The following is a 23,643-nucleotide window of genomic DNA, read 5'->3' as shown; positions in this document are numbered from 1 at the left end:
TGGCTTTCTCTCGTACACACGGCAATTTGCGTAAACACAGCGCTACGCCGTGTTTAGAACAAACGATTCCTAACTGCTTGGCAAGCGGAATAAGGTTAACGAGACCTTAACAGACCCCCTCAGGCGGCCCCATCGGAACCTCGCTATGCGGGTGTTTTCTCGTTATAAAACAATTGCCTATGGCATTTCTGAGTTCGGCATTCGCGCCAAGGACCACTAATACTTTTGTTAGTACGGTCTGCGCGCGCTTGTCGGTCCTAAGACCCGTTCCCTGTGCGGTAGACCCGACTCAGCACGCTCCGCGGTGAGAATCGCACTCATACTTTCGCTAGTCGCGGCGCGTCCCGCATCGTGGCCAGTTGTCTCCGAAAGCAATCGAATCGGAGCAATACTGATGCAGACCCTGGCCCTTGCTGCACGAAACCACGCTGAGATGGGTGACACCACCACCGTCGCTGGCTCTCTGCCCGCCGACGAGTCCAGTTTCGTTCGTCCGGCCGGATATGGCTCGGCCTTCGGCGCTTGCGGCGCGCAGTCTGAGTGAGCGACGAGGACCGAACCCATGGCTCACCTACGCTCCCATCCGCGCCTGATCCGCAAACTGCAGGAAACGCTTGGCGACCAGATCTGCGTCGCCCTCGACGATCCGACAGTCGTTGAGATCATGCTCAACCCGGATGGCAGGCTGTTCATCGAGCGGCTCGGCCACGGCGTGGCGCCCGCCGGTGAGATGAATGCGGCGACTGCCGAGATCGTTATCGGCAGCGTCGCCCACGCGCTCCATTCGGAAGCCGACGACCACCGGCCTATCATCTCGGGCGAGATGCCGATTGGCGGGCACCGTTTCGAGGGATTACTTCCGCCCGTTGTCGCGTCCCCGACCTTCACGATCCGACGGCGCGCATCGCGGTTGATTCCGCTGGATGACTATGTCGCCAGCAAGGTGATGACAGAGGAACAGGTCTGCGTCATCCGCAACGCCATCGCGTCACGCCTCAACATCGTCATTTCCGGGGGAACCGGATCGGGAAAGACAACGCTCGCCAATGCCGTGATCGCGGAGATCGTCGAGACGGCGCCGGACGATCGGCTGCTGATCCTCGAGGATACTGCAGAAATCCAGTATGCGGCCGAGAATGCAGTGGCGCTGCATACCAGTGACACGATCGACATGGCGCGGCTTCTGAAAAGCACGATGCGGCTTCGCCCGGATCGCATCATCGTCGGCGAAGTTCGCGACGGGGCGGCCCTGACGCTCCTGAAGGCGTGGAATACCGGCCATCCGGGCGGCGTAACGACAATCCACTCCAATACGGCCGAGTCGGGACTGCGCCGCCTTGAGCAACTCACTGCCGAGGCAAGCCAGCAGCCGATGCGCGAGGTGATCGGCGAGGCGGTCGATCTGATCGTCTCGATCGAGCGCGCGCCGAAGGGCCGCATCATTCGCGACATCCTCCATGTGGAGAGCTTCGCCAACGGCCGCTACCAGACCGAATCCTACTCACGAAAGACGGAACGCCATGTCGCCTGAACGGATTTGCGCGCTCGCGATCTCGGCCCTTGCTCTTGGCCTTCTTGCCGAACCGGCTCTTGCCGCTGGCGGTGGTGGCTTGCCATGGGAGGGTCCACTGCAGCAGATCCAGCAATCGATCACCGGGCCGGTCGCAGGGTTCATCGCGCTCGCCGCCGTTGCGATCGCCGGCGGCATGCTGATCTTCGGCGGCGAGTTGAACGATTTCGCGCGGCGCCTGATATACGTCGTGCTCGTCGCAGGCATCCTGCTCGGCGCCACCCAGATCGTCGCTCTGTTCGGTGCGAGCGGCGCATCCATCGGCGATGTAGCGCTCACACCGAAAGTCGAAAGGGCAGGGGAGGGCGCTCGTGTCTGAGACCGGCTCTGTTCCCGGCTCCGGCCTCGACCGATCGCGCATCCATCGGGCATTGTCACGGCCGAACCTCCTGATCGGCGCGGATCGCGAGTTGGTCCTGCTGACAGGGCTCGCCGCCATTATCCTGATCTTCGTGGTGCTGACGCCCTACTCGGCGCTGTTCGGCATCGCGATCTGGATCGTCGTCGTCGCGGCGCTGCGGATGATGGCCAAGGCCGATCCGATGATGCGTCGTGTCTACGCCCGCCATGTCGCGTACCGGCCGCACTACCGGCCAACGTCGACGCCCTGGCGCAGGTCCTGAGGCGACGACATGGCTGCACTGCGCTCCTTCCGCCATTCAGGGCCGTCCTTCTCGGACCTGGTCCCCTACGCCGCGCTCGTCGCCAACGGCGTGATCCTGCTCAAGGATGGATCGCTGATGGCGGGCTGGTACTTCGCCGGCCCGGATTCGGAGAGCTCGACGGATGCCGAGCGCAACGAGGTCTCGCGTCAGATCAACACGGTTCTGTCGCGGCTCGGCTCCGGCTGGATGATCCAGGTCGAGGCAGTACGCGTCGGGACATCCGACTACCCGGCGCATGAGCAATGCCATTTTCCCGATCCGGTAACGCTGGCGATCGACGGCGAGCGGCGGGCGCATTTCCAGAAGGAGAGGGGGCACTACGAGAGCCGGCATGCACTGATCCTAACCTGGCGACCCCCTGAGAAGACGCGCTCCGGACTCGCGCGCTATGTCTATTCCGACAGCGAGAGCCGCGCAGCGCGCTATGCCGACACCGTGCTCGACAGTTTCCAAACATCGATCCGCGAGGTCGAGCAGTATCTCGGAAACGTGCTGTCGATCCGACGAATGGTGACCCAATCGGTCGAGGAGCGCGGCGGCTTCCAGACCGCGCGCTACGACGAGCTGTTCCAATTCATCCGCTTCTGCATCACCGGCGAGAACCATCCGATCCGGTTGCCAGAGATCCCGATGTATCTCGACTGGCTGGCAACAGCGGAGTTCCATCACGGCCTTTCGCCGATGGTCGAGAACCACTACCTCGCCGTGGTAGCGATCGACGGCTTCCCGGCCGAGAGCTGGCCCGGCATCCTCAATTCGCTCGACCTGATGCCGCTGACCTATCGCTGGTCCAGCCGCTTCATCTTTCTCGACGATCAGGAAGCGCGCCAGAAGCTCGAGCGCACCCGGAAGAAATGGCAACAGAAGGTCAGGCCCTTCTTCGACCAGCTCTTCCAGACGCAATCGCGCTCGGTCGACCAGGATGCGATGATGATGGTGGCCGAGACGGAAGACGCGATTGCTCAGGCTTCCTCGCAACTCGTCGCTTATGGCTACTACACGCCGGTCATCGTCCTGTTCGACGACGACGAAGCGCGCCTGCGCGAAAAGGCCGAGGCCGTGCGCCGCCTGATCCAGGCCGAGGGCTTCGGGGCGCGGATCGAGACGGTCAACGCGACCGAGGCCTTCCTCGGCAGCCTCCCGGGCAACTGGTACGCCAATATCCGCGAGCCGCTGATCAACACGCGCAACCTCGCAGACCTGATCCCGCTCAACTCCGTCTGGTCCGGCGCGGCGGCGGCACCATGCCCGTTTTATCCGCCGTCGTCCCCACCGTTGATGCTGGTCGCCAGCGGTTCCACTCCCTTCCGGCTGAACCTGCATGTCGACGATGTCGGCCACACGCTGATCTTCGGTCCGACCGGTTCGGGCAAATCGACACTGCTTTCGCTGATCGCGGCGCAGTTCCGCCGCTACGCCTTCGCGCAGATCTTCGCCTTCGACAAGGGCCGCTCGATGCTGCCGCTGACGCTGGCCGCCGGCGGCGACCATTACGAAATCGGCGAGACCGAAGGGGAGGGCGGTCCTCGCCTGGCGTTCTGTCCGCTTTCCGATCTCGCGACGGACGGGGATCGGGCCTGGGCGTCGGAATGGATCGAGACGCTGGTCGTGCTGCAGGGCGTGCCCATCACGCCGGACCACCGCAATGCGATCTCGCGGCAGGTCGCGCTGATGGCGGATTCCAGCGGCAGGTCGCTGTCGGACTTCGTCTCCGGCGTCCAACTGCGCGAGATCAAGGAGGCGTTGCATCACTACACGGTCGACGGACCGTTGGGGCAGCTTATCGACGCCGAGAGGGACGGCCTGTCGCTGGGCTCCTTCCAGACCTTCGAGATCGAGCAGCTGATGAACATGGGCGAGCGGAGCCTCGTTCCGGTCCTGCTCTATCTGTTCCGGCGCATCGAGAAGCGCCTGACGGGAGCGCCCAGCCTGATCATCCTCGACGAGGCATGGCTGATGCTCGGCCATGCTACTTTCCGCGACAAGATCCGGGAATGGCTGAAGGTGCTGCGCAAGGCCAATTGCGCTGTGGTTCTGGCGACCCAGTCGATCTCGGACGCCGAGCGCTCCGGCATCATCGACGTGCTGAAGGAAAGCTGCCCGACCAAAATCTGCCTACCGAACGGCGCGGCGCGCGAACGGGGCACGCGGGAGTTCTACGAGCGCATCGGCTTCAACGAGCGCCAGATCGAGATCGTCGCGACGGCCCTGCCGAAGCGCGAATACTACGTCGTCTCGCCGGGCGGACGCCGCCTGTTCGACATGGCGCTCGGTCCCGTCGCGCTCGCCTTCGCCGGCGCCTCCGGCAAGGAGGACCTGAAGCGTATTCACGCGCTCAGTGCCGAGCACGGCGGCGACTGGCCGGTCCATTGGCTCCAGCAGAGAGGAATAGGCGATGCCGAAACCATCCTTGAACGCGGCTAGGACCGCGGCCGTGGCGTTGATTGCCACCAGCATGTTCAACGTTTCACCCGCGCTGTCGGGCGGCGTAACCGGGCAGGCGACGGAATGGACGCAGCTTCTGAACAATGGCGAGTTGATCACAATGGTCGGCAAGTCGACAGAGCAGATCAACAACCAGGTCACGCAGATCTCGCAGCTGGCTGAGCAGATCCAGAACCAGATCCGTATCTACGAGAACATGCTGCAGAACACGATGCAGCTACCCAACCACATTTGGGGGCAGGTCGAGAGCGACCTCAACCGCCTCCGCGACATCGCCGCGCAAGGGCAGGGCATCGCCTTCTCGATGGCGAATGCCGACGACGTGCTGAAGCAGCGTTTCCAGAGCTTTGCCGATTTCAAGACAGGCCTCGCCAACGGCGAGAGTTTCTCGTCGAGCTATCAGAACTGGTCGACAACGAACCGCGATACCATCGCCGGAACACTGAAGGCGGCGGGGCTGACGGCCGATCAGTTCACGTCCGAGGAGTCGACGATGAGCTCTCTCCGCTCCATGTCGGAGAGTGCGGACGGCCAGATGAAGGCCTTGCAGGTCGGCCATGAGATCGCTGCCCAACAGGTCGCGCAGTTCCAGAAGCTGCGCGGGCTCGTCTCGCAGCAGACGACAATGATGGGGACCTGGTTCCAATCCGAACAAGCAGACAAGGACCTCGCCCAGGCGCGCCGAGAGAAGTTCTTCAACACGACGCCGCCGAGCGTGCGGGGCGGCCAGACCATGGAGCCACGCTGGTGAGCCGCCCCGTCGTCATCGCGCTGAGCGCCGCCGCGCTGGTCGTCGTCGTCCTGGCGATCACATGGTTCGTCGTCGCGCCAGATTCGGAGCCAACGGCGTCGACGCCGGCCGCAACGGAGAACCGTCATCAGAAGGCGCATGACTTCCTCGGTGGCGATCCGGATCGCGACATACGCGGCGGGCAGGAGATGAAGCCGCGATGGTGAGGACCCATCCATCCCGCGCGCTTGAGTTGACCTTCGTTGCCATCGCTCTCGTTCTGCTGGCGAGCGTCCCCGCACTCGCCCAGGAGGGCAGTGTGCTGACCACTCTGGAGAACCGGGTGGTGACGGCCGCCAGGGGCTGGGAAACGACCGTCATGAACGCGGCCCGCTCGCTGTTCTGGATTCTTGCCGGGATCGAGATCGGCATCGCCGCCGTCTGGCTCGCCATCAACGCCGCCTCGCTGGACTCGTGGTTCGCGGAACTGGTGCGGCGCATCATGTTCATTGGCCTCTTCGCCTTCATCCTTGATCAAGGTCCGGCTTTCGCCAAGGCCGTGGTCGACAGCCTGTTCCAGATCGGAGCCAACGGCGGATCGGCATCGCCGGCGAACATCTTCGACGCCGGCATCCGCGTCGCATCGAAGATGTCCGAGCAGGCTCAGTTCGGGCTGTTCGAAGACAATGCGCTGGCAATCGCCGCGGTGTTCGCGATGATCGTCGTCGTTGTCTGTTTCAGCCTCGTCGCGGCGATCTTTGTTGCCGTTATGGTCGAGATGTATGTCGGGCTCCTCGCCGGCATGATCATGCTCGGCCTCGGCGGATCGTCCTACACCAAGGATTTTGCCATCCGCTATCTGATCTACGCGTTCAGCGTCGGCATGAAGCTGATGGGGCTGGTGATGATCGCGCGCATCGGCTCCGACATTCTGCTCGGCCTGGCTGAGGCGCCAACGGCGACGTCCGACCAGTTCATGACCACGCTGGCCATTGCCGGTATTTCGGTCGTCGTGTTCATCATCGCCATGTACGTGCCGCCCATCATCCAGGGCGTCGTGCAGGGCGCGTCGATCGCCGGCGGCATGGAGGCGCTCCGACATGGCGGACAGGCCGCAACGATGGCCGCAGGGGGGGCATTTCTCGGAGCGAGCGCGGCGAGATCAGGCGCGTCCGCGGCGAGTTCGGCGCGCGCCGGCGGCTCCTCGATGGCAGTTGCTGCTCTGCGCGGCATGGCATCGGGCATCGGCAATGCCGGCTGGGCGGCCGGCTCCGCGGCCAAGGAAAAGGCCATCGCTTCGCCCGGCGCCTATGCCGGTTCGTTGCTCGGGCTTGCCAACACAAAGCTCGACCAGACCCGGCAGAAGGCTCCGCCTCCGCCTCCCCCTCCGCCGCCGCCCCTGCAGGACAAGTGAGCCGGAGAAAGCTGAAGCATGGCCGCGCGCACCCAGCCCGAAAACCCCTATGTCGCTGCACGCCAGGAGTGGAACGAGCGCTATGGCTCCTATGTGAAGGCGGCCGCCGCCTGGCGCATCGTCGGCATCGTCGGGATGCTGCTCGCGGTGATCAGCACATCCTACGCGCTCTATCAAAGCACGCAGGTTAAGCTCGTCCCCTACATCGTCGAGGTCGACAAGCTCGGCACGGCCGCGAGCACCGGCTTCCCGCAGCAGATCGAATATGCGAACCCGCGCGTGGTGCGCGCCACGCTGGGCAGCTTCGTCTCGAACTTCCGGTCGGTGACACCGGATGCCGTCGTGCAGAAGCAGTACATCGACCGCACCTATGCGCTGCTGCGCACCTCCGACCCGGCAACCGAGAAGATCAACGCCTGGTTCCGCGGCAACTCGCCCTTCGACAAGGCAAGGAACGCCACCGTCGCCATTGAGGTGAACAACGTCGTGCCGCTCTCGAACCAGAGCTACCAGATCGACTGGACCGAATATGAGCGCGACCGGAAGGGCAAGGAGACGGCCGTCCGCCGCTTTCGCGGTGTCGCGACCGTTACTTTGACCCCGCCGCAGGATGAAGGCGTGATCCGCCTCAATCCGATCGGCTTGTACTTGCGGGACTTCGAATGGACCGCCCAGCTGTGAAAGGCCCGAGCACGCCGATGATCATCACGAAGACAAGAATTTGGGCTGCGCTGATGTCGGCCTCACTGATCGCGGCCGGCACTATCACCGCCACTGCGCCTGCCTTGGCTCAGGGGATGAGTGCCAACGAAGCGAAGGGCGCCGGGATTTCCGGGCAATGGCGTGGCTCGCGCGGCCTCGTGACCAAGGGGCCGGACGGCAAGGTCATTTTTCTGTTCGGCGAGGTGCAGCCATCGGTGGTCTGCTCGCCCTTGCAGGTGTGCGACATCGAGCTTCAGGCTGGCGAGGTGGTTCGTGACGTGCTGGTCGGCGACACGGTGCGATGGAAGGTCGAGCCGGCAACGTCGGGGGCGGTCGGCGGGCAGGCTATCCATCTAATCGTCAAGCCGTCGGAGCCGGGGCTGGTGACGTCCATGGTTGTCACCACATCGCGGCGGACCTATCACATCCAGCTCAAGTCGCATCAGAGCCATTACATGGCGCGCGTCGGGTTTGAATATCCCGAGGACGTCTCGACAAAGCTCGCCGACATCAATGCGCGGCTGGAAGCAAGCACGATCCCGGGCGCGGGCGTGCCGGCCGAGCAGCTCAATTTCCAGTACAGCGTCAGCGGCCGCGCCGGCTGGCGGCCAACGCGGGTCTACTCGGACGGGCAGAAGACCTATATCCAATTCCCGCGCTCGCTATCCGGACAGGACGCCCCGGTTCTGTTCGTCGTCTCCGGCGGCGAGAACCGCATCGTAAATTATCGCATGAAGGGCAACATGATGGTGGTCGACTATCATGTCGACCGCGCGGTCCTCGTCTCCGGCGTCGGCTGGAAACAGGAGAAGATCACGATCCGGCGGGGAGGGTAGGGGGTGCGGACCTACCATCTCCTTTCCCGGCTTGCCGGTATCGCCGCTGTCGCCGCATTGGTTGCGGGCTGCCAGACCCTCGGGGCAGACGGCCTGGTCGCCAGCTCCGCGCCGCAGGAACTCTCCGGGCCTGCGGCCAGCGCCATCGCTGGCGACATGGTGAGCCGCCTTGCAGAGCAAGTCGGGCCCGGTGCCGGCACGATCCTGCTGAAGCCGGACGGTTCGCCGTTCGGAAGCGCGCTCGAGGCCTCGCTCAAGGTCTGGGGCTACGCTGTGGTGAGCGACCAGAAGACCGACAAGGAGAAGCTAATTCCACTCGCCTATGTCATCGACAATTTTGAGGGCCAGGTCCTGGCGCGTCTGTCGACGGGCACAATCGATCTCGGCCGTGCCTATGACGCGACCGCAGCCGGCGCCAAGCCGGCCAGCCCACTTTCCATCATGCGGTGCGGATAGGGGAGGGGGAGGATGGTGCAGTCCCTCAAGCTCGGCGGCGCGCCCGCGGGTGCGGAGCCGAAGATCCGCAGGGTGAACCGGCTGCCGATCATCATCGCGATCGGCCTCGTCATCGCCTTCCTTGCCGTCATTATGTACGGGCTGACGTCTCGGGGGCTATATTTGGGGGCGATCCCGGAATCGGAGAGAGTTCCGGTAACCCCGCCTCAACCTATGCCGACCAGCTCAAGCGTGGCGTCTCCGACGGCATCATCGGTGAACCCGTGCGGTCCCCGTCCTTCCAGCCGGCGCCGGTACAGCGCGAGGAAAGCGTCAATCCGTTCACGCCGCAGCCGGCGGTGCGTGAAACCGTCGAGCGACAGGAACCACCGATCGAGCCGGAGGCGATCTGGAGGGCACGTCTGGAGCGGGAGGCGCAGGAGCAATATCTGCGCGAGCGTCAGCGGCAGCGTATGGCGCGCGTCCAGGCGAACGACGCGGCCTATGATTCACCGCTCGCGGTGAACACCGATAGGCTCCAGGAGCGGGGAGATGCCCCAGGCGGTCCGGAAGCAGTCAACGGCAATGCGGCCGGAACGGGCCAGACCGGCTCGGCCGCCGATCTTTACGCCGCCGCGCTTCAGGCCGGTCTTGGCGGCCAGAATCTCGATCCAAACGCCCAGCGTACCAAGGAGGATTTCTTCAACGCCGACATCAAGGAGCTCGGCTATCTCCCGAACCGGGTCGTCCCGCAACAGTCGCTCTACGAGCTGAAGCGCGGATCGGTGATCCCAGCGACGCTCATCACCGGCATCAACTCAGATCTTCCCGGCCGCATCACCGCGCAGGTCAGCCAGAACGTCTACGACAGCGCCACCGGCCACCGGCTTTTGATCCCGCAGGGCACGAAGCTGTTCGGCCGCTACGACAGCAAGGTCTCGTTCGGCCAGTCCAGGGTGTTGGTGGTCTGGACCGACATCATCTTCCCGAACGGCTCCACCCTTCAGATCGGCGGCATGGCCGGCACCGACGCCAGGGGTTACGGAGGCTTCAAGGACAAGGTCGACAACCACTATTTGAAGACCTTCGGCTCGGCGATTCTGCTCGCCATTATCGGTACGGGCATGGACATGGCGGTGCCCGAAAGCTCGACGCTCGCCACCCAGGACACGGCGTCCGACGCCGCGAGGAGAAATTTCGCGGAGACGTTCGGCCGCGTCGCCGAACGCACGATCAACAAGAATCTCGACGTTCAACCGACACTGGAGATTCGCCCAGGATACAAGTTCAACATCCTCGTCGATCAGGATGCCATCTTCCCCGGCGCTTATCGGAGCTGATGGACGGATCAGAGATTTTACTGGCAATGTTGCTTAATTAGACGAACGAGCGTTTCGCCATCGTCGCTATCCGGACAAGGCGCATCTTATCGGAAATGCCATAGATTTCGCCTGCGTCAGCTATTTGACCATTTTCGGCGAACGAATTTGCCCTCGCCTGTCGGACCGGCCGCAAAGGGGTGGAAAGCAGCCAGGCGACTTTTTGGACCGAGTGGCGGATAGGCAGCCCTTCGATGTCGCTCCGACCTTCTAGCGAAAATCAGCAGTTCTGCGACGGCTGTCTGCCGGCGCAACGCGCCCTCAGCGAAGATGGGTCGTGTGCGGCTTTGCGCCGTCGAGCTTTGTTGTAATGTCCTTCCGCTTGTGGACGAGCGACTTTCCACCCGAGTGTCTGGCCCCGCCATAGGCCGCCAGAACAGCCCCTGCGAAATAGATCATCAGACCCGTCATAGTGGCCGGTGCGTAAGCCACGCGACCTTCAACGAGCTGAAACAGGAAAACGAACAGTGGACCGAGCGCTGTGATCGCGGCCAGTGTCAGGGTGGACATCAGCGATATCGCCTTCTGCATCGCAAAGACCGGAAACGCCATGATCGCGAAGCCGATCACAACAACAACGAGCAGCCCGCTTGGATCGACCGGACCTTTCCCATCGAGGCCGAGCCATGCGGCCGAAAGCGCCACCACTATGTAGAGCGGAAACCGCAGCGCATATTGCGCAACCGGCGCGATACCGAAACAGTCGAGCCTCCGGCTGTAGATCATCATCGCCGCGAGACTGACGGCAGACACACAGGTCAGCAGCAGTCCGACCATCGCGGCAGTCCAGCCGCCCCGCACGAAGCCTGATTGTCCAAGCAGCGTGATCGCCGCCAGATAACCGACGCCGATCACCACAGTGATCAGGCCGACGCCTTCGACCCGGTTGCGCAGCGGTGAAGCTTCTGGGACCCCGCAAGCCGAGGCAATCACGATGGCAATGGGTATCAGCCCTGAAAACACGGTGAACACCACAGCCGGTTCGATCATTTGAAGCGCGAAGAAATATGCGATCCAGACAAGGGCCGTCGAGAGGTTTAACCCGAACAGGCTGGCTCTGTTGGCCCACGCAATTCTCAGTTGCTCCGGGGTCCGCACCTTCGCCCAGACCAGCGCTCCGGCAGCGGTGACTCCAAAGACTGCCCCGCCGATGAGGAACGGGTCATAGTCCTGAAATACGCCACCAAAAAACACGGCCTGTGCCGCTTCCAGGATCACAACGGAAAAGGCCCAGATCAGCCCGAGCGTTGCATTATTCATCGTCTCACCCACCAATTTTCTATTTTGATACGGCGAAAATGGCGGATAGGGTGGCCAAAATATCCGATAAAATGGCGATTCAGACCACGGGAGGCGCTGCACATGGATAAGCTGGACCTGCGGATCGTGGCCGCGCTTCAGGCAGACGGTGCGCTTACCAAGGCGAAGCTGGCAGAGGCGGCTGGCTCGACGCCTTCCACCTGCCTGCGCCGGGTCGCGGAGCTGCGGCGAACGGGCGTCCTGAAAGCCTGCGTCTATCTCGCCGACCCGGCCAAACTCGGGCGCGGCATTCGGGCCGTCATCACTGTCACGACGCGCAACCACACCAGGGACGTGCGGTCGTCCTTTGCGTCACGCGTTTCAGAGGAACCGGCGATCACCCAGGCGTTCGGTGTCACTGGCGATCTGGACGCGGTGCTGATCGGGGATTTCGGCGACATGGAAGAATATCAGGCGCTCTGCGACCGCCTCTTCGACAGTGATCCGGACGTGGTCCGCTACACGACGCTGTTCGCTGTCGAGACCTATAAGGAAACGACGAAGATCGCTCCGTCCTTTAACGTTTCGCCGGCCGCAATGAATTTTGTTGTGTCGCGCAATTCCTAAGTTTAGCGAAAATTAGCCGGCTGAGATTAGGTGGATTGCTGCCCGACCGCTTCCGGGCAGCGTAACTGGAAAAGCCGCCATTTAGGTGGCGACGCACTTCGACGGCGCCGCGCCCCAACTCCCATTCCATGCGGTTTGCATCGCAGCCGAAGGCAGTCTTTCGTTCAGGTAGCTGGCAAAGACAGCAACCCGTTTCGAACAGCTTCGCAGAAGTCCCGCAGCAATTTCGCTTCGCTAGTCAGTCGGCGGCGCATTGATCGTGGAAGTTCGAGTTGAGTTCCCTCGCCGGAGAGCGTTCGGTTGCAGATGTTCGCTCGGTCGGAGCCGGGAAGCCTCTTGTTGAGATCGGCGTCAAAACCGGCGTCGCGCAGGGAAGCGCCGATGGCATCGCGTAGGTTGGTGGCGCGGCCGCCCAACCAGACCGCCTCTTTCCCCTCGTCCTTCCGCCCATGGATCGCGACTGCGGTGCGGGATCTTCCGACAAGGTCGATGGCCTTTGGTTCGTCGAAGCGGTGAGAGGTTATATGGAAATCGGCGTGGGGGCCGCTTTTCAGCGCTTCAAAGGCGTAGAAGGACAGGTCGGTTCCGGCGATTGCCTCGGCGACTTCCGACGTGCCCGGCTCGATCCATCCGCCGTGCGGCGTCAAGATCACGAGCGGCGTGCCGCGGTCCTCGACGCGGATGCGATAGTTGATCCCAACCCGCTCATTGGCAGCAAGATCGGCGAAGGTGCGGTATCTATCGGCCATCTGGTCCTCTTCCTTCATGCAGGTGACGGCACAAGTTCCAGTGGATCGATACGTGGGCGCTTCGCCAGCGGGGTGCCTTCGACCGGCACGAGCGCATTGATCGGCACGCTTTCCGGATGTGGGTCCATTCCCGCGAGGACGTGCAGCATCGAGGCCCGGTCGCGGGTCGTCTCGCCCATGCCGATGATACCGCCGCAACACAGGTCGATACCAAAGGATCTCACCGTCGCTAGCGTGTCCAGCCGATCGGTAGGTGCGCGGGTGGTGATGATCCGACCGTAAAATTCGGGGTTTGACGCCTATCGGGCGTGGTTCGATCCCGTCTTTGAGTGGTGGAGGAACCGCGTAAGTTGACGGCCAACGCCAAACTCATGCTCGCCGGGCCGGCTTGTCAGCGCACGACAGAAACCGCTTCAAGCTCAAACCGGCCCACAAAATGTAAGGCGGCATGGCGAGCGAATAGTGACCACAGTTTAACTCCAAAATATACGGCCTAGCTCCGGCGTCCTTCAGCCGCTGCATGAACCTCTCCGATAGCTCTGACAACACCACTTTGTCTCTCTTAGCCAACACAACGTGAAGATCGAGATCAGGCCGTGCCAAATTAGGTGCGTAATTCTCCAAGTTAAGTGGACCCCAGGCCCTTCTGAGATCGGTCAGCTCAATCTCAGGCTCGAGGCTATCGCGTATCGATCGTGTCGCGCGGCCCGTCCAAACCATATCCGCTAGACTCCCCGCCGTCAGAAACAACGAGGCTTTTGACACAGCCAAGTCGTGTGCCGCGACTATGGCCGCAACCCAGGAACCTAAGCTCATTCCGAGAACCGAAATCCCTCGATAGCCTTCGCTTTTCAACCAACGTATGAGTTTTCGCCCATCCAACACTGCCTGCCTTATAGATTGGATCGTTCGACCGAGATTAGGGCTAAGCATATAGTCGGCGTGCACGGAGCCGGGACGGCTGCGCTCGAAGTGATAAGGCATAGCAATCTCGACAACCGTGATGCCACGTTGCGAGAAAAAGTTGGCAATCTGACGATTCCGGGAGCTTGCATTCCAATGGTGAAAAATCACCATCGCCTGATCGAACGACCCGCTTTCTGTGATTTTCGCCCAGACTACATTGTTCTCTTCGATGTCTGTCGAAATGTCCGATGTAAATTTTAGCCACCCATCTTCCCTTTCAAAACCATGATCGCTCCCACTCGGCTCATCGAAAAAGGCTGGGCCAGCCACGGCCTGGTCCGCAAGAACACAGAATTCCTCGATACTTGTTATCTTATTCGCACCTGGAAAGGCGCGTTCCGCGTCAAGGGCAAAACCCGTTGTTTTCTTCCCTTCCTCACCGCGTCGCGCCCGCCGCTCATCCCAACGATCTAGCCAACTATGATACACTCTGATTGTTTCCTAACTCACTCGCTCGCCATCGCCCAAACCCTGGATCAAACAGGCCGTATATCGCGAGCAGCACTCCAACGGTCAGAAGGATCGAAAAGCCAGCAAATGCATCGATCAACAAGTAGCCAGCGACGAGCAACGTTACGACCGCCGACATCCTCCACATAGGGGTACAAAACCGACGATCGGCACCTAAACGGATGGATCCATACACAAATACAACACAGGTCGAAATAGAGATAAGAAGGCTGCTGTAATGCGTCGGCCTACGATAGATGATCCCGGCGCGCACATCAATGCGCCCATAGAACGATGAAGACATATCGCCCACCAACCATGCCACAATATTCTCTCCACGCGATGTCAGGTAAGCGCTCTGGACTTTCATGGCTATGGCGATCAGTACCCCCAAAACAGTACACCGAAAAATCCCCCGCATCACCCTGAGACTGGCTTCATAAAGCTCGTGTTGGCAATCTATCTCCGGCCGATTACTCACTGATTCACCGATTCTCCAAAGATCATGAACCACCGTGTAAAGCAAAATTAGGCCTACGAAGAACAGATAAAAGCAGAGGCACATGTATAGGTAAGCGAGCCCCGTGAATACGACCGCTTCTGGAACCGATATGACCTCAGGGCGGACGATCGCCAACGAGCCCCAATCCGTCGCATAGTTGCCACCACCTTTCATCAATGGGATCAATGACACGCCGATCCACTGAAAAAGACCGGCGAACAGCACACAAATCAAAAAAACCGCCCAATATGAATACGAAGAGGATTCGACGTTGCGCGCCCAGGCTTCGTCGCTTTCCACCCGATCGCCCTGCGCTGTAAGCTTTAAGCGCCCCTCAACTTTCCAAAAGGTCACCAGCTCGGTCACGAAGGCAAAAAACAGTGGCAAAAACAACATGAAGACGGATGTCCAATTCGCTGACCAAAGAAACCCAACCTGCTTGACGACGCCATCCGCCCGGCCATACGTTACGTTGTGAATCCCCGTAATATACGACGAAAACCCAAGAGCGGTGACACCTGCAAACACCGACGCCGGTAAATTCAGGGGAGATCCGTGACTAAAGAACGCCTCCGATTTCCTCGCCAAACTAAAACGTCGACTCGGCACCTTGGCGGCAGCATGCCCTGTTAGCTCTGCCGGGGAGTCTGTCCCGTCATCGAAGGTCGCAGTCAGTGCCGTATCTGGAATCTCCTGTGCAACGCTGCTTCCGGCTCTCTTCCATTCTCGCCTCTTGGCCGATAACCGCGATTTTGCCGCACTGAGCTCCATCTGCCATTCGCTGGTTGTTACCGGATCATCGCACCCAAAAATTCTCGCCAGCCAACGAATGTTGGCAGTGCTAATTCCCTTCTCATTCTCTTGAAACCAAAGCTGCACCGTTCGCAGATCAACCCCAATCCGGTTGGAATCAATCTGTGAAATCGCCTCTGCAAGAAGCTCGGGCGTCCACGGGCCAGCAGGAAATCCATCCTTGCCGAATGGCCGACCCGCACCCGCTGCGGCTAATCGTTTGAATAATTCTTTGAAATCACTTCCGTCTCCCGGCGGAGGGAGAAATAACTTTCCATTCTGAAACAATGACTTACAGACTCTGGCTTCGTTTCGTTTCGCTCGTCTTCGTATCCTATCGTGCCCTCGTCCTTGATCAACGTTTTTATCAACTCGATTTTGGCCGGCACCGGAGAGGATCGAATGAAGGGACAGGCGGGTTTGTGGGATGTCGATGAACGCTATGCGCGGCTGAGCGCTGCCAGCGACCCGCTGGAGAGGCTGAACAAGGTTGTTGCGTGGGAGATGTTTCGCAAACCGCTGGCCAAGGCACCGAACCGCCCGGATCGGGCGCAGGGCGGGCGCCCACCTGACGATGCGGTGATGATGTTCAAGATCCTGGTGTTACAGGCACTTTACGGGCTGTCGGATGAGCAGGCCGAGTTTCAGATCATGGACCGACGCACCTTCGGCCGGTTCCTTGGTCTTCTCGATGCCGGCGACAGGGTCGACGCGGGTTGCTGGCCAGCACCAACACCGGCTCCGAAGTGTGGGCCGACGGCGTATCGGTCGAATAGACCAAGCTTCATCAGCCGCCTGCATCTCGAAGCCAAGAGGCAGGCCGATGCCGAAGAATACCGAGCACGGCAACCGGACACGCTCCAGAACCAGCGCCCGCGTTGATCATCCCTTCGCCGAGCAGAAGGACCGCATCATCCACACCATCGGCCGGTCGCGCCCGCGAGAGATGCAGAGAAGGGGAGGGACTGCAGACCCATGGCACTCTGCTGATACCCTTCGGCTGCTACGGACGCGATGAAGAGGAGTGAGAGCCTCGTTATCACAGTACGAACCCCAATGCAGACGACCACGCGGTGTTCACTGTGTCGCTCGAAGGGTTCGCTTCTGCCATGAACAGGGTCGCCGAACTGGCGAAGTGATCGTACGGCCAAACAATCGGGCGGAACCGGGGCGGAGACAGTTACATAGGAGAGGCTATCCATTGAATACGTTCTTCCAGAAGCTGACCGACATCTCGTCCGTGGCACGAACGGAGCAGATGCTGAAGGAAGGGCTGGCCGAACTGGTGCAGGAGCTTGGTTTTGACTGCTACGCCTATGTCAACCTACATCCCATCAGAACATACGCCGTGTCGAATTATCCGCCGGAATGGCTGGCTCGATACCTCGCCCAGAAATACACCAACGTCGACCCCGTCGTATCGATGGCCCAAGCACGGATGCAGGCGTTCGCCTGGACGGCCGAGAGCCTTCGTCCGTCAATGGACAAGCTGGTTCGGCGCTTCTATCGGGAAGCCGGCGATTTCGGCATCCGATCGGGTGTCACTATCCCCATCCGCACGGCGTTCGGACATATGTCGATGCTGACGGTCGCGTCTTACAAGCCGTCCCTGTCGCTTGAAAAGGACATCGACCAGATCGCCGCAGTCACTGCGGTTTCGCAGCTTCATGCGGCACTTGAACAGCAGGACGTGGAGCCGACGGCAAGCTTTCATGTCGACCTTAAAGCCAAGCAGGCACTTTGCCTGAAATGGTCGGCAGAGGGCAAGACGATGAAGGATATCGCGGCGATCGAGAACATCTCTTTCGCGACAGTGACGTTCCATCTAAACAATGCACGCAAGGCGCTCGACGTCGGAACGCTGCCCCATGCGACCGCACTAGCCACCAAACTCAAGCTGATCTGACCAGACGGCGGAGCTCAGTCCCCGGGCACGGGCGGAATGTAGCCGAGGACATCGAGCAGGGTCGACAGCACAGTCTGCTGGGCGTGCATGTCGATCATCGCCGTAACATAGGCGATATGGGCCGATCGTGCCGCTTTGGCGGAGGGATCACCAGCCTCTATCGCATGCCACTCGTCTTGACGTGCATCAGCAAGGTCACGAAGTCGCCGGTGAGTCTTGATCGCCTGGATGGTGATCTGTTCGAGATCTGACGCTGGAAGGTTCTCAGTCAGGCCTACGACCGGTCTCAGGACGAGTTTATGCTTTGGCTGCACATAGCCTTTTTCATCATCTGGCATCGTAATCTTCTACAAAAAGGCGTCCGCGGTACGCCCCCGCCGACAGACATCCTTTGAACCCAAGCCGGGGGTTAGAAAACCGTGTCTACACGGTCCCTGTGACCTTTGAAAAGCCGTTCGGGTTTCCACCCACACCCGCAAACGACAGCCGGGGAGAAAGTTTAGGGATATGGGCCGCCTATCCCCGAAAGATCGATGCGTATCCCCGCCTTGTTGGGATCACCGGGTTGGGTGTCGCGCTGCGTGGGGACCCCGCCTGCTACCGCCCCTTCAGAGGCATTCTCTTCCGATGGTTTTGTCTCTTCTGATGGTTCGGGCGGCGCCTGCTTCGGTTCGGCAAGACTCATCTCGCCGGGATCCGGTTCGCTGAACACGGCCCGACCTTCAAAATATCCCGTCTTCCAGGCATAGATGGCATCGTCGAACGCCTCGTCCACCGCATTGCCGTACCATTTTGTGACGATGCGATAGACCTTGCCGAACAGCGTCGTGCCCATGCGGATGTTGGCGCAGGTGTCGAGAAGGTCAGGCTCTAGTTCCGAGACGTCGGCGACGCCGAGCCCGGCCGGATACTGCGTGACGCCGACCCGCACGACGGCCTTGCCGAGATGCTGGCGAATGAGCGCCATCGCCTCATCCGTCCCGCGTGGCGTCGGCACAAGCACGACACGATCGCCGACGCGGACCGTGACGGCCAGCGGATCGCTCGAGCCGGCCTCGGCGATGAACTTCTCGACGATCGCCGGCTTGAGGCCGGGATCGGCGCATTGCTGGACGAGGGCGGCATCGATCATGGCAGCCCCACGGTTCAGGTGTTGAAGGCGGTGACGAGACGCAGGTCGAACAACCTGGCCCAAGCCGCGACGCTGGCGTTCTGGATGGCGACGATTGAGGTGCCGGCCGTCCACCAGCCATTGCCCGTGGCAATGAGTATCTCGGGGGATTGCAGCATTGACTGAAGGACGGGCCAGAGGATGAGCTGCTCGTAGCAGATCAGAGGTGCTACACGCCGGCCGTTGAGCTCGACGACCGGGTTTGCAAAAAAATGCGCCCGCGCGCCCCCGCCTTGCCCGGTCCATGCCAGCCATGGCTGCCACATGGAGACCGGGACCGGCATACGTTCCCGATACAGAGCACCGGCGCGCACGGCGGAGATCGCGAGCATGACATTGTCGTAGCCTTGCGCGTCGACGATCGCGGAGCCGGCGATCACGGTGATGTCGACGCCGCGCAACTCGTCGCGCCATAGCCGCTCGACGGTTGGGGTCCAGAAGCCAAGAGCGCTTTCGGGCAGCACGACGATACTGGCGCCCTCGCCGGCCGCTCGCCGCACCGTGGCGATCAGGTCATGGTGTTGTTCCAGCCTGACATCGCGGCCGAGGCTTTGGCCGAGTTCCAGGTCGACGCCGTTCCAGCCGTCCGGCAGGGATGGTTCCGTCCATGACGTGGCGGACCAGAGCCAAAATCCTCCCAGGGCTATTGCCGCTGTCGGCCACCATCTCGTCGTCATGGCGAGAAGACCGGCTGCGGCGGCTGCCAGGCCGAACCATCCCCATCCCGGAAACAGCACGCCGGCGGCCGTCAGCGGATGCGCCCAGCCGACTATCCCGAACGGCGGCACCGCCATCAGGAGCACAGCCAGCCCATACCGCGCCGCCCTCTTCCCTCCCGGTCGGCTCGTCCACAGAGCCGTATGCACGGCGACGAAGCCAAGCGACGCGGTAAACCAGAGCATCAGGCCCGGCCAGAGATCGGAGGCATAGTAATTGGCGACGCCCTGCGGCAGTCCGCGCGAGGCGGCAAGGAAATAACCTCCCGATACCAGGGCCGCGACGATCCGGGACGGCGATAGCGCCCATAGTGCCGGGAATGCGAAGGCGAGCGGCAGGGTCAGCGGATCGCCGCTCCAGGCGACAGCGCCAACGAGCGAGGCAGCCGCCGTCAGCATGACAGCACGCACAGTGTCGGGGATCGAAGGTGAGGACCGGGCGGGCGCGACCGAGGAGGCCGGTTCCGGGGATCGGCCCGAAATATCGTGAGTCATAGGAACCCGCAAAATCGGAGTGAAGAAAGAGGTGCGCCGGCGGAACGATCCCGCCAGCGAAGGGAGCCAGAGCCCTGCCCTTTGCGTCGGCGGCATGCAGCCGCGAATGCGCGAGCAGCCGGCCGTCGATCGCGACGCCGGCGCCGATGTCGACACGCTGCCCTTCGATCGCCGCGACTGTCTTGATGAGCGGGCTTAGCCAGCCCGGGCAGAGGCCGCGCCGGAGATAGCCGCGCTCGCGGGCCGACCTGAATGGCGGTGAGTCCGGAGGGCAAATGAAGACGAGATCGCCGACAGCAGCCGCGCGATCGAGCGCCTCGATGCGCCAAAGACCGAGCGGGTAGCTCGGCGTCAGATTGAGCCGGATACCACCAAGCCAACCCATGCCGATCAGCGTGGTGACGGTCATTGCCGTGATGGCGATCAGGGTGATGGCGCAACGACGGCTCACTGCTTGAGGACCGGGGTCTGGAGCGGCAACAGGCGAAGATTCTCCGTCTGCTTCAGGGTCTCCACCGTGCGCTCATGCGCGGCGATCTGCTGCGCTGCGCGCATGACCGGCCAGGCTTCCGCGAGCTTCTGGCGCTCGTCTGGCGCGAGTCCCTCCGCCGCTCTGTCGAACAGCTTGCCGGACGGTTCGCGCGCCGCATTGGTGAGCAGCGTCCGCTCGCCGAGCCGCTCCGTGATCGCCTTGTTGAAGCCGTCGATCTCGGCCTTCGCCATCCTGTCGGCAAGCGGGTAGCCGAGCGCAGCAGGGAGGTCGTTACGATCGATCGCATCGCGCACGCGGTCCAGCACCTGGATAGCCGCAGGCGACATTGCGGGTATGTCGATCGAGACGCGGCGGCGGCGCGTCTGTTCGTCGGCCTCGATCTTCTGCACAGCCGTCTGGCGCAGCCGCAGATAGCGCTCGATGTCGCGCTTCAGCGCCGTCGCATTGACCTGTGCGATGCGCCTGTCTTCGCGATCGGCCTTGCCGGCGAGAAGCCCGACCTTTCCCTTGAGCGGACCGATCGTTGCCGGTTCGCTGACCAGGCGATCGAGCGTCGCCTTGGCCGTCGACGGATCGGTGAGGATCGCATCGAAGTTCATCGCCCGGAAGGCCGTCTCGGGATCGGCGAAGACGAAGCGGAAGCGGGTCGAGACCTCCTCCCACTGCTTCTTCACGGCCGGATCGGCAAGCAGTTTTTCCTCGACCGAATCCTGGACCGAATACGGGAATTGGGTAACGCCCTTCACCATCGGCGCGGACTCCTTCAGCGTTTGGGTTTGACGTGTGTCGAGAAGGCCGAGGTGCTCGCCCAATCGCCTCAGGCGCAGCCCCAGGTCTGCGAGACGCTGCTTCTGCCGGAGCGTCCAGTCCACTCGATCTCGGACCAGCGTGCGGGCGACGCGGGCGATGTGCAGGCCGCGGTTCTCGGCGAAGCGCAGTGCCTGGCGGTAGAGCGAGCCTCGTTCATAGTCGAGCGTCGTTTCCTTGGCGTTGCGCCGCGACAGGATTTTGATGAGTCCACCGTTCATGCCAAACGAATGGCGCCCGTAGTAGAGCGCCATATCCTCGCGGTGACGCGTCAGTGCGACATAGGTCAGGTGACGATCCAGAGATAGGGACGCCAGCACCTTCACTCGGTCGACGGTCGACCCTTGAGACTTGTGGATGGTGGTGGCGTAGCCGTGATCGAGGTTGCGGTAGAACCTCTGATCGACCGAAACGCGATGGCGCTGATCGCCCTCGCCGATCTCGGCGACAATCCGGTTCGGCGCGGCTTCGACGACCTTGCCGATCATGCCGTTCTTCACGCCGAGGGCGCCGTCGTTCTTCAGGAAGACGATCTGGTCGCCGGCGTCGAAGCGGCGCGTGCCGTCCTCCGTCCGGAAGGCATGGCCCTCTCCGACGATGCCGCGTTCTACCAGCTTCTCGCGGGCCATCGTGTTGAGCAGGCGCACGTCGCGCCGCAGATGGGCGAGGATCAGCGTCGACTTCGTGGCATCGTAGTCGCTGTTCCAATCGGCGATCAGATTCTCGACGGCCTGCGCCTTCAGGTCCGATCCCATCACCTTGCCGCGGCCCCGATAGGCGGTGATCGCCTGATCGATGCGGCCGCGCGCGAGATCGAGCGATGCCTTGCGCATCCAGTCCTCGCGCTGGCGGTAGATGGTCTCCAGTTCGGCATAGCCAATGCGCTCTACTATCGCCCGGAATGCAGCTCCTGCCTCGATCGGCTGGAGCTGCTCGGGATCTCCGACCAGGACCAGCTTGGCGCCGGTCCGCAATGCTGCCTCGACAAACAGCGCCATCTGCTTCGAGGCGACCATGCCGGCCTCGTCGAGGACGAACACTGTCTTTCCATCGAGGGCGTCCCGGCCCTCATTCCAGCGCAGTTCCCACGACGCCAGCGTGCGGCTGGCGATGCCCGCTTCTTTCTCAAGGCCCTCAGCCGCCTTTCCGGCGAGCGCGCCGCCGACCACGTGATAGCCGGCCGATTCCCACGCCTCGCGCGCGGCCTTCATCATTGTTGTCTTGCCGGCGCCGGCGCGCCCGACGATGGCTGCGATCCGGGCGGCGCCCGCCACGTGTTCGATGGCAACACGCTGCTCCTGCGACAAGCGCTGATGACGGGCAAAAGTCGCCTCCTGCGCCTTCTGCCGGACGCCATGGCTCGTGCGTTCCGAAAGCCAGATCGCTCGCTTCGCCATTTCGGCTTCGACGCGGATCAGTTCGCGCGTCGCGTACCGGGCGCGCACTCTCTTCCCGGTGGCGAAATCGACGCTTTCGCGTTCGATCCGCAGCAGGTCCGGGCTCTGGAGAATGCGCGTCATCAGATGCTGGAAGGTTCCGGCATCGTCGACATAGCGATGCAGGACCTTGGCGATGTCGCGCTCGCCGAAGACGCTCTTTTCCGACGATAGGAGGTCGAGGACGATCTAGGGACGGCGCTGTATCCTGCGGGCGTTTTCCTCTCGCTGCGCCTCGAACTGCTCGATCCGGTCGAGTGAGGGCGTCCATCCCTGCTGCACGCCCTTCCGCTGAATCGCCTTGGCGCAAACGCCGATATGGACGGTCGGAACAAGATCGATGCCGCGCTCGGCGTAGGAGCGGCCATCGACGCGGACTTCCAGGCCGCCGAGAGCGAGATGTTGATTCTGAAGGTCGAGCCAGCGGTTGCGCTGCTCAAGGAACTCCTGCTTCTCGCCAGCCCAGAGACGGTACTGGATCTTGCCGGTTTTCGTGCGGAGCGGCTGACCGTCCTCGCCAAGCACGGCGACCTTCTTGGCGCCGAACCCGGTCTCCGTGAGCGGGCGCAGCGTGGTCATCAGATGCACATGCGGGTTGCTGGGTTCGTCGTGATAGACCCAGTCGGCGACCTGCCCGCGCGCCAGGACCTGCTCGAACACGAACTGCCGCATCAGCGCGATGTTCTGCTGCTTCGTAAGCTCGGCCGGCAGCGCGATGATGAACTCCTTCGCGAACTGCGCATCCTCGCGCTTCTCGAATGCCTCGACCCTGTTCCAGAAGGCCTCGACCGCGCCGGCGACGGAGCGATCGGCAATCAGCTTGCGCGCCCAGTCCGGAGCGTCGGGCGGTAACAAAAACTCCTCATGGGCGAGGTTGCGCTTGTTGGAATAGTCGACGGTGCACGCCTCCATCTCGTAGATCATCTTCGCGCAATGGCGATACGCAGCGGACAGCACGGCGCTGCGGCCATTGCCGCGGCCGATGAGCTGGGGCGTGAAGTGCGTGATCGCCATGGTGACGACGGCTCCCGACATGAACGAACATCGCGTTCGTCGGGATAGGACCAGCCCAGCGGGGCGGGAGCAGGACGTCGCGTCAGCGACGTATTACTGCGCCC

At 62.1% G+C, this 23,643-nt stretch carries 20 protein-coding genes and 4 pseudogenes; 14 read left to right on the top strand and 10 right to left on the bottom strand.

Translation table 11 applies throughout. The features are described 5' to 3' along the window. Positions 1-562: 562 nt before the first annotated feature. From trbB to trbI, 11 genes are read left to right on the top strand one after another with little or no spacing between them, the layout of a single operon-like run. Positions 563-1,531 (top strand): P-type conjugative transfer ATPase TrbB, encoded by a 969-nt coding sequence (gene trbB, locus ACZYHG_RS37475; protein ID WP_464615455.1) that lies wholly within the window; start codon positions 563-565, stop codon positions 1,529-1,531. Continuing rightward, positions 1,521-1,889 carry a TrbC/VirB2 family protein gene (locus ACZYHG_RS37470; RefSeq protein ID WP_464615454.1) on the top strand — a complete coding sequence of 123 codons (369 nt, stop codon included), beginning with the start codon at positions 1,521-1,523 and terminating at the stop codon, positions 1,887-1,889. Before trbB ends, ACZYHG_RS37470 begins: the two co-directional genes overlap by 11 nt. Next, complete coding sequence (locus ACZYHG_RS37465; RefSeq protein ID WP_464615453.1) at positions 1,882-2,193, top strand: conjugal transfer protein TrbD; 312 nt, start codon at positions 1,882-1,884, stop codon at positions 2,191-2,193. Before ACZYHG_RS37470 ends, ACZYHG_RS37465 begins: the two co-directional genes overlap by 8 nt. A 9-nt stretch (positions 2,194-2,202) precedes the next feature. Next, complete coding sequence (locus ACZYHG_RS37460; protein ID WP_464615452.1) at positions 2,203-4,659, top strand: conjugal transfer protein TrbE; 2,457 nt, start codon at positions 2,203-2,205, stop codon at positions 4,657-4,659. A gap of 31 nt (positions 4,660-4,690) precedes the next feature. Further along, positions 4,691-5,431 carry a P-type conjugative transfer protein TrbJ gene (gene trbJ / locus ACZYHG_RS37455; protein WP_464615538.1) on the top strand — a complete coding sequence of 247 codons (741 nt, stop codon included), beginning with the start codon at positions 4,691-4,693 and terminating at the stop codon, positions 5,429-5,431. Continuing rightward, positions 5,428-5,637 carry an entry exclusion protein TrbK gene (gene trbK, locus ACZYHG_RS37450; RefSeq protein ID WP_464615451.1) on the top strand — a complete coding sequence of 70 codons (210 nt, stop codon included), beginning with the start codon at positions 5,428-5,430 and terminating at the stop codon, positions 5,635-5,637. Before trbJ ends, trbK begins: the two co-directional genes overlap by 4 nt. Further along, entirely contained in the window at positions 5,631-6,824 is a 1,194-nt protein-coding gene (gene trbL, locus ACZYHG_RS37445) for a P-type conjugative transfer protein TrbL (protein WP_464615450.1), read from the top strand. The genes trbK and trbL overlap by 7 nt, the downstream gene beginning before the upstream one ends. Positions 6,825-6,842: 18 nt before the next feature. Continuing rightward, complete coding sequence (locus ACZYHG_RS37440; protein WP_464615449.1) at positions 6,843-7,505, top strand: conjugal transfer protein TrbF; 663 nt, start codon at positions 6,843-6,845, stop codon at positions 7,503-7,505. A gap of 17 nt (positions 7,506-7,522) precedes the next feature. Beyond that, entirely contained in the window at positions 7,523-8,362 is an 840-nt protein-coding gene (gene trbG, locus ACZYHG_RS37435) for a P-type conjugative transfer protein TrbG (protein WP_464615448.1), read from the top strand. Between the two features lie 3 nt (positions 8,363-8,365). Further along, positions 8,366-8,818: a conjugal transfer protein TrbH gene (gene trbH, locus ACZYHG_RS37430; protein WP_464615447.1), complete on the top strand. Its 453-nt coding sequence runs from the start codon at positions 8,366-8,368 to the stop codon at positions 8,816-8,818. Continuing rightward, on the top strand, positions 8,809-10,137 hold the full coding sequence (gene trbI, locus ACZYHG_RS37425) for an IncP-type conjugal transfer protein TrbI (RefSeq protein WP_464615446.1): 1,329 nt from the start codon (positions 8,809-8,811) through the stop codon (positions 10,135-10,137). The genes trbH and trbI overlap by 10 nt, the downstream gene beginning before the upstream one ends. A 300-nt stretch (positions 10,138-10,437) precedes the next feature. Here trbI and ACZYHG_RS37420 read toward each other — a convergent pair whose 3' ends face one another. Beyond that, positions 10,438-11,436, bottom strand: a complete 999-nt coding sequence (locus ACZYHG_RS37420) for a hypothetical protein (protein ID WP_464615445.1) — start codon at positions 11,434-11,436, stop codon at positions 10,438-10,440. A 126-nt stretch (positions 11,437-11,562) separates the two neighbouring features. Here ACZYHG_RS37420 and ACZYHG_RS37415 point away from each other — a divergent pair, with 126 nt between their 5' ends. Further along, positions 11,563-12,042, top strand: a complete 480-nt coding sequence (locus tag ACZYHG_RS37415; protein WP_464615444.1) for an Lrp/AsnC family transcriptional regulator — start codon at positions 11,563-11,565, stop codon at positions 12,040-12,042. Positions 12,043-12,206: 164 nt separating this feature from the next. Here the strand turns inward: ACZYHG_RS37415 and ACZYHG_RS37410 are convergent, their stop codons facing one another. The 4 genes and pseudogenes from ACZYHG_RS37410 to ACZYHG_RS37395 all read right to left on the bottom strand — a co-directional run bounded on the left by ACZYHG_RS37410 (position 12,207) and on the right by ACZYHG_RS37395 (position 15,789). Then, a complete protein-coding gene (locus tag ACZYHG_RS37410; protein ID WP_464615443.1) occupies positions 12,207-12,809 on the bottom strand; it encodes a poly-gamma-glutamate hydrolase family protein in 603 nt (200 codons plus the stop codon). Positions 12,810-12,820: 11 nt separating this feature from the next. Next, positions 12,821-13,087, bottom strand: a pseudogene (locus ACZYHG_RS37405) (biotin synthase BioB); the annotation flags it as partial. Positions 13,088-13,160: 73 nt separating this feature from the next. Then, on the bottom strand, positions 13,161-14,186 hold the full coding sequence (locus ACZYHG_RS37400; protein WP_464615442.1) for an RcgR family putative quorum lactone hydrolase: 1,026 nt from the start codon (positions 14,184-14,186) through the stop codon (positions 13,161-13,163). Beyond that, entirely contained in the window at positions 14,176-15,789 is a 1,614-nt protein-coding gene (locus ACZYHG_RS37395; protein ID WP_464615441.1) for an RcgA family putative transporter, read from the bottom strand. Before ACZYHG_RS37395 ends, ACZYHG_RS37400 begins: the two co-directional genes overlap by 11 nt. A 114-nt stretch (positions 15,790-15,903) precedes the next feature. Between ACZYHG_RS37395 and ACZYHG_RS37390 the strand changes: the two are divergent. Beyond that, a pseudogene (locus ACZYHG_RS37390) lies at positions 15,904-16,188 on the top strand (transposase); the annotation flags it as partial. A gap of 514 nt (positions 16,189-16,702) precedes the next feature. Continuing rightward, positions 16,703-17,407, top strand: coding sequence for an autoinducer-binding transcriptional regulator TraR (gene traR / locus ACZYHG_RS37385; protein ID WP_464615537.1), 705 nt, complete (start codon positions 16,703-16,705; stop codon positions 17,405-17,407). Between the two features lie 14 nt (positions 17,408-17,421). Here the strand turns inward: traR and ACZYHG_RS37380 are convergent, their stop codons facing one another. The 5 genes and pseudogenes from ACZYHG_RS37380 to traA form a co-directional block, all read right to left on the bottom strand. After that, positions 17,422-17,745, bottom strand: coding sequence for a transcriptional repressor TraM (locus tag ACZYHG_RS37380; RefSeq protein ID WP_464615440.1), 324 nt, complete (start codon positions 17,743-17,745; stop codon positions 17,422-17,424). Positions 17,746-17,906: 161 nt separating this feature from the next. Continuing rightward, a complete protein-coding gene (locus ACZYHG_RS37375; protein WP_464615439.1) occupies positions 17,907-18,539 on the bottom strand; it encodes a TraH family protein in 633 nt (210 codons plus the stop codon). Positions 18,540-18,553: 14 nt separating this feature from the next. Continuing rightward, entirely contained in the window at positions 18,554-19,693 is a 1,140-nt protein-coding gene (locus ACZYHG_RS37370; RefSeq protein ID WP_464615536.1) for a conjugal transfer protein TraB, read from the bottom strand. Positions 19,694-19,712: 19 nt separating this feature from the next. Beyond that, a pseudogene (gene traF / locus ACZYHG_RS37365) lies at positions 19,713-20,240 on the bottom strand (conjugative transfer signal peptidase TraF); the annotation flags it as partial. Beyond that, positions 20,237-23,539: pseudogene (traA, locus tag ACZYHG_RS37360) on the bottom strand (Ti-type conjugative transfer relaxase TraA). The pseudogenes traA and traF, both read right to left, overlap by 4 nt. Between the last annotated feature and the right edge of the window lie 104 nt (positions 23,540-23,643).

The sequence above is a fragment of the Mesorhizobium subarcticum genome (genome assembly GCF_055456085.1).
This window is presented reverse-complemented; position numbering and strand designations above follow the sequence as displayed.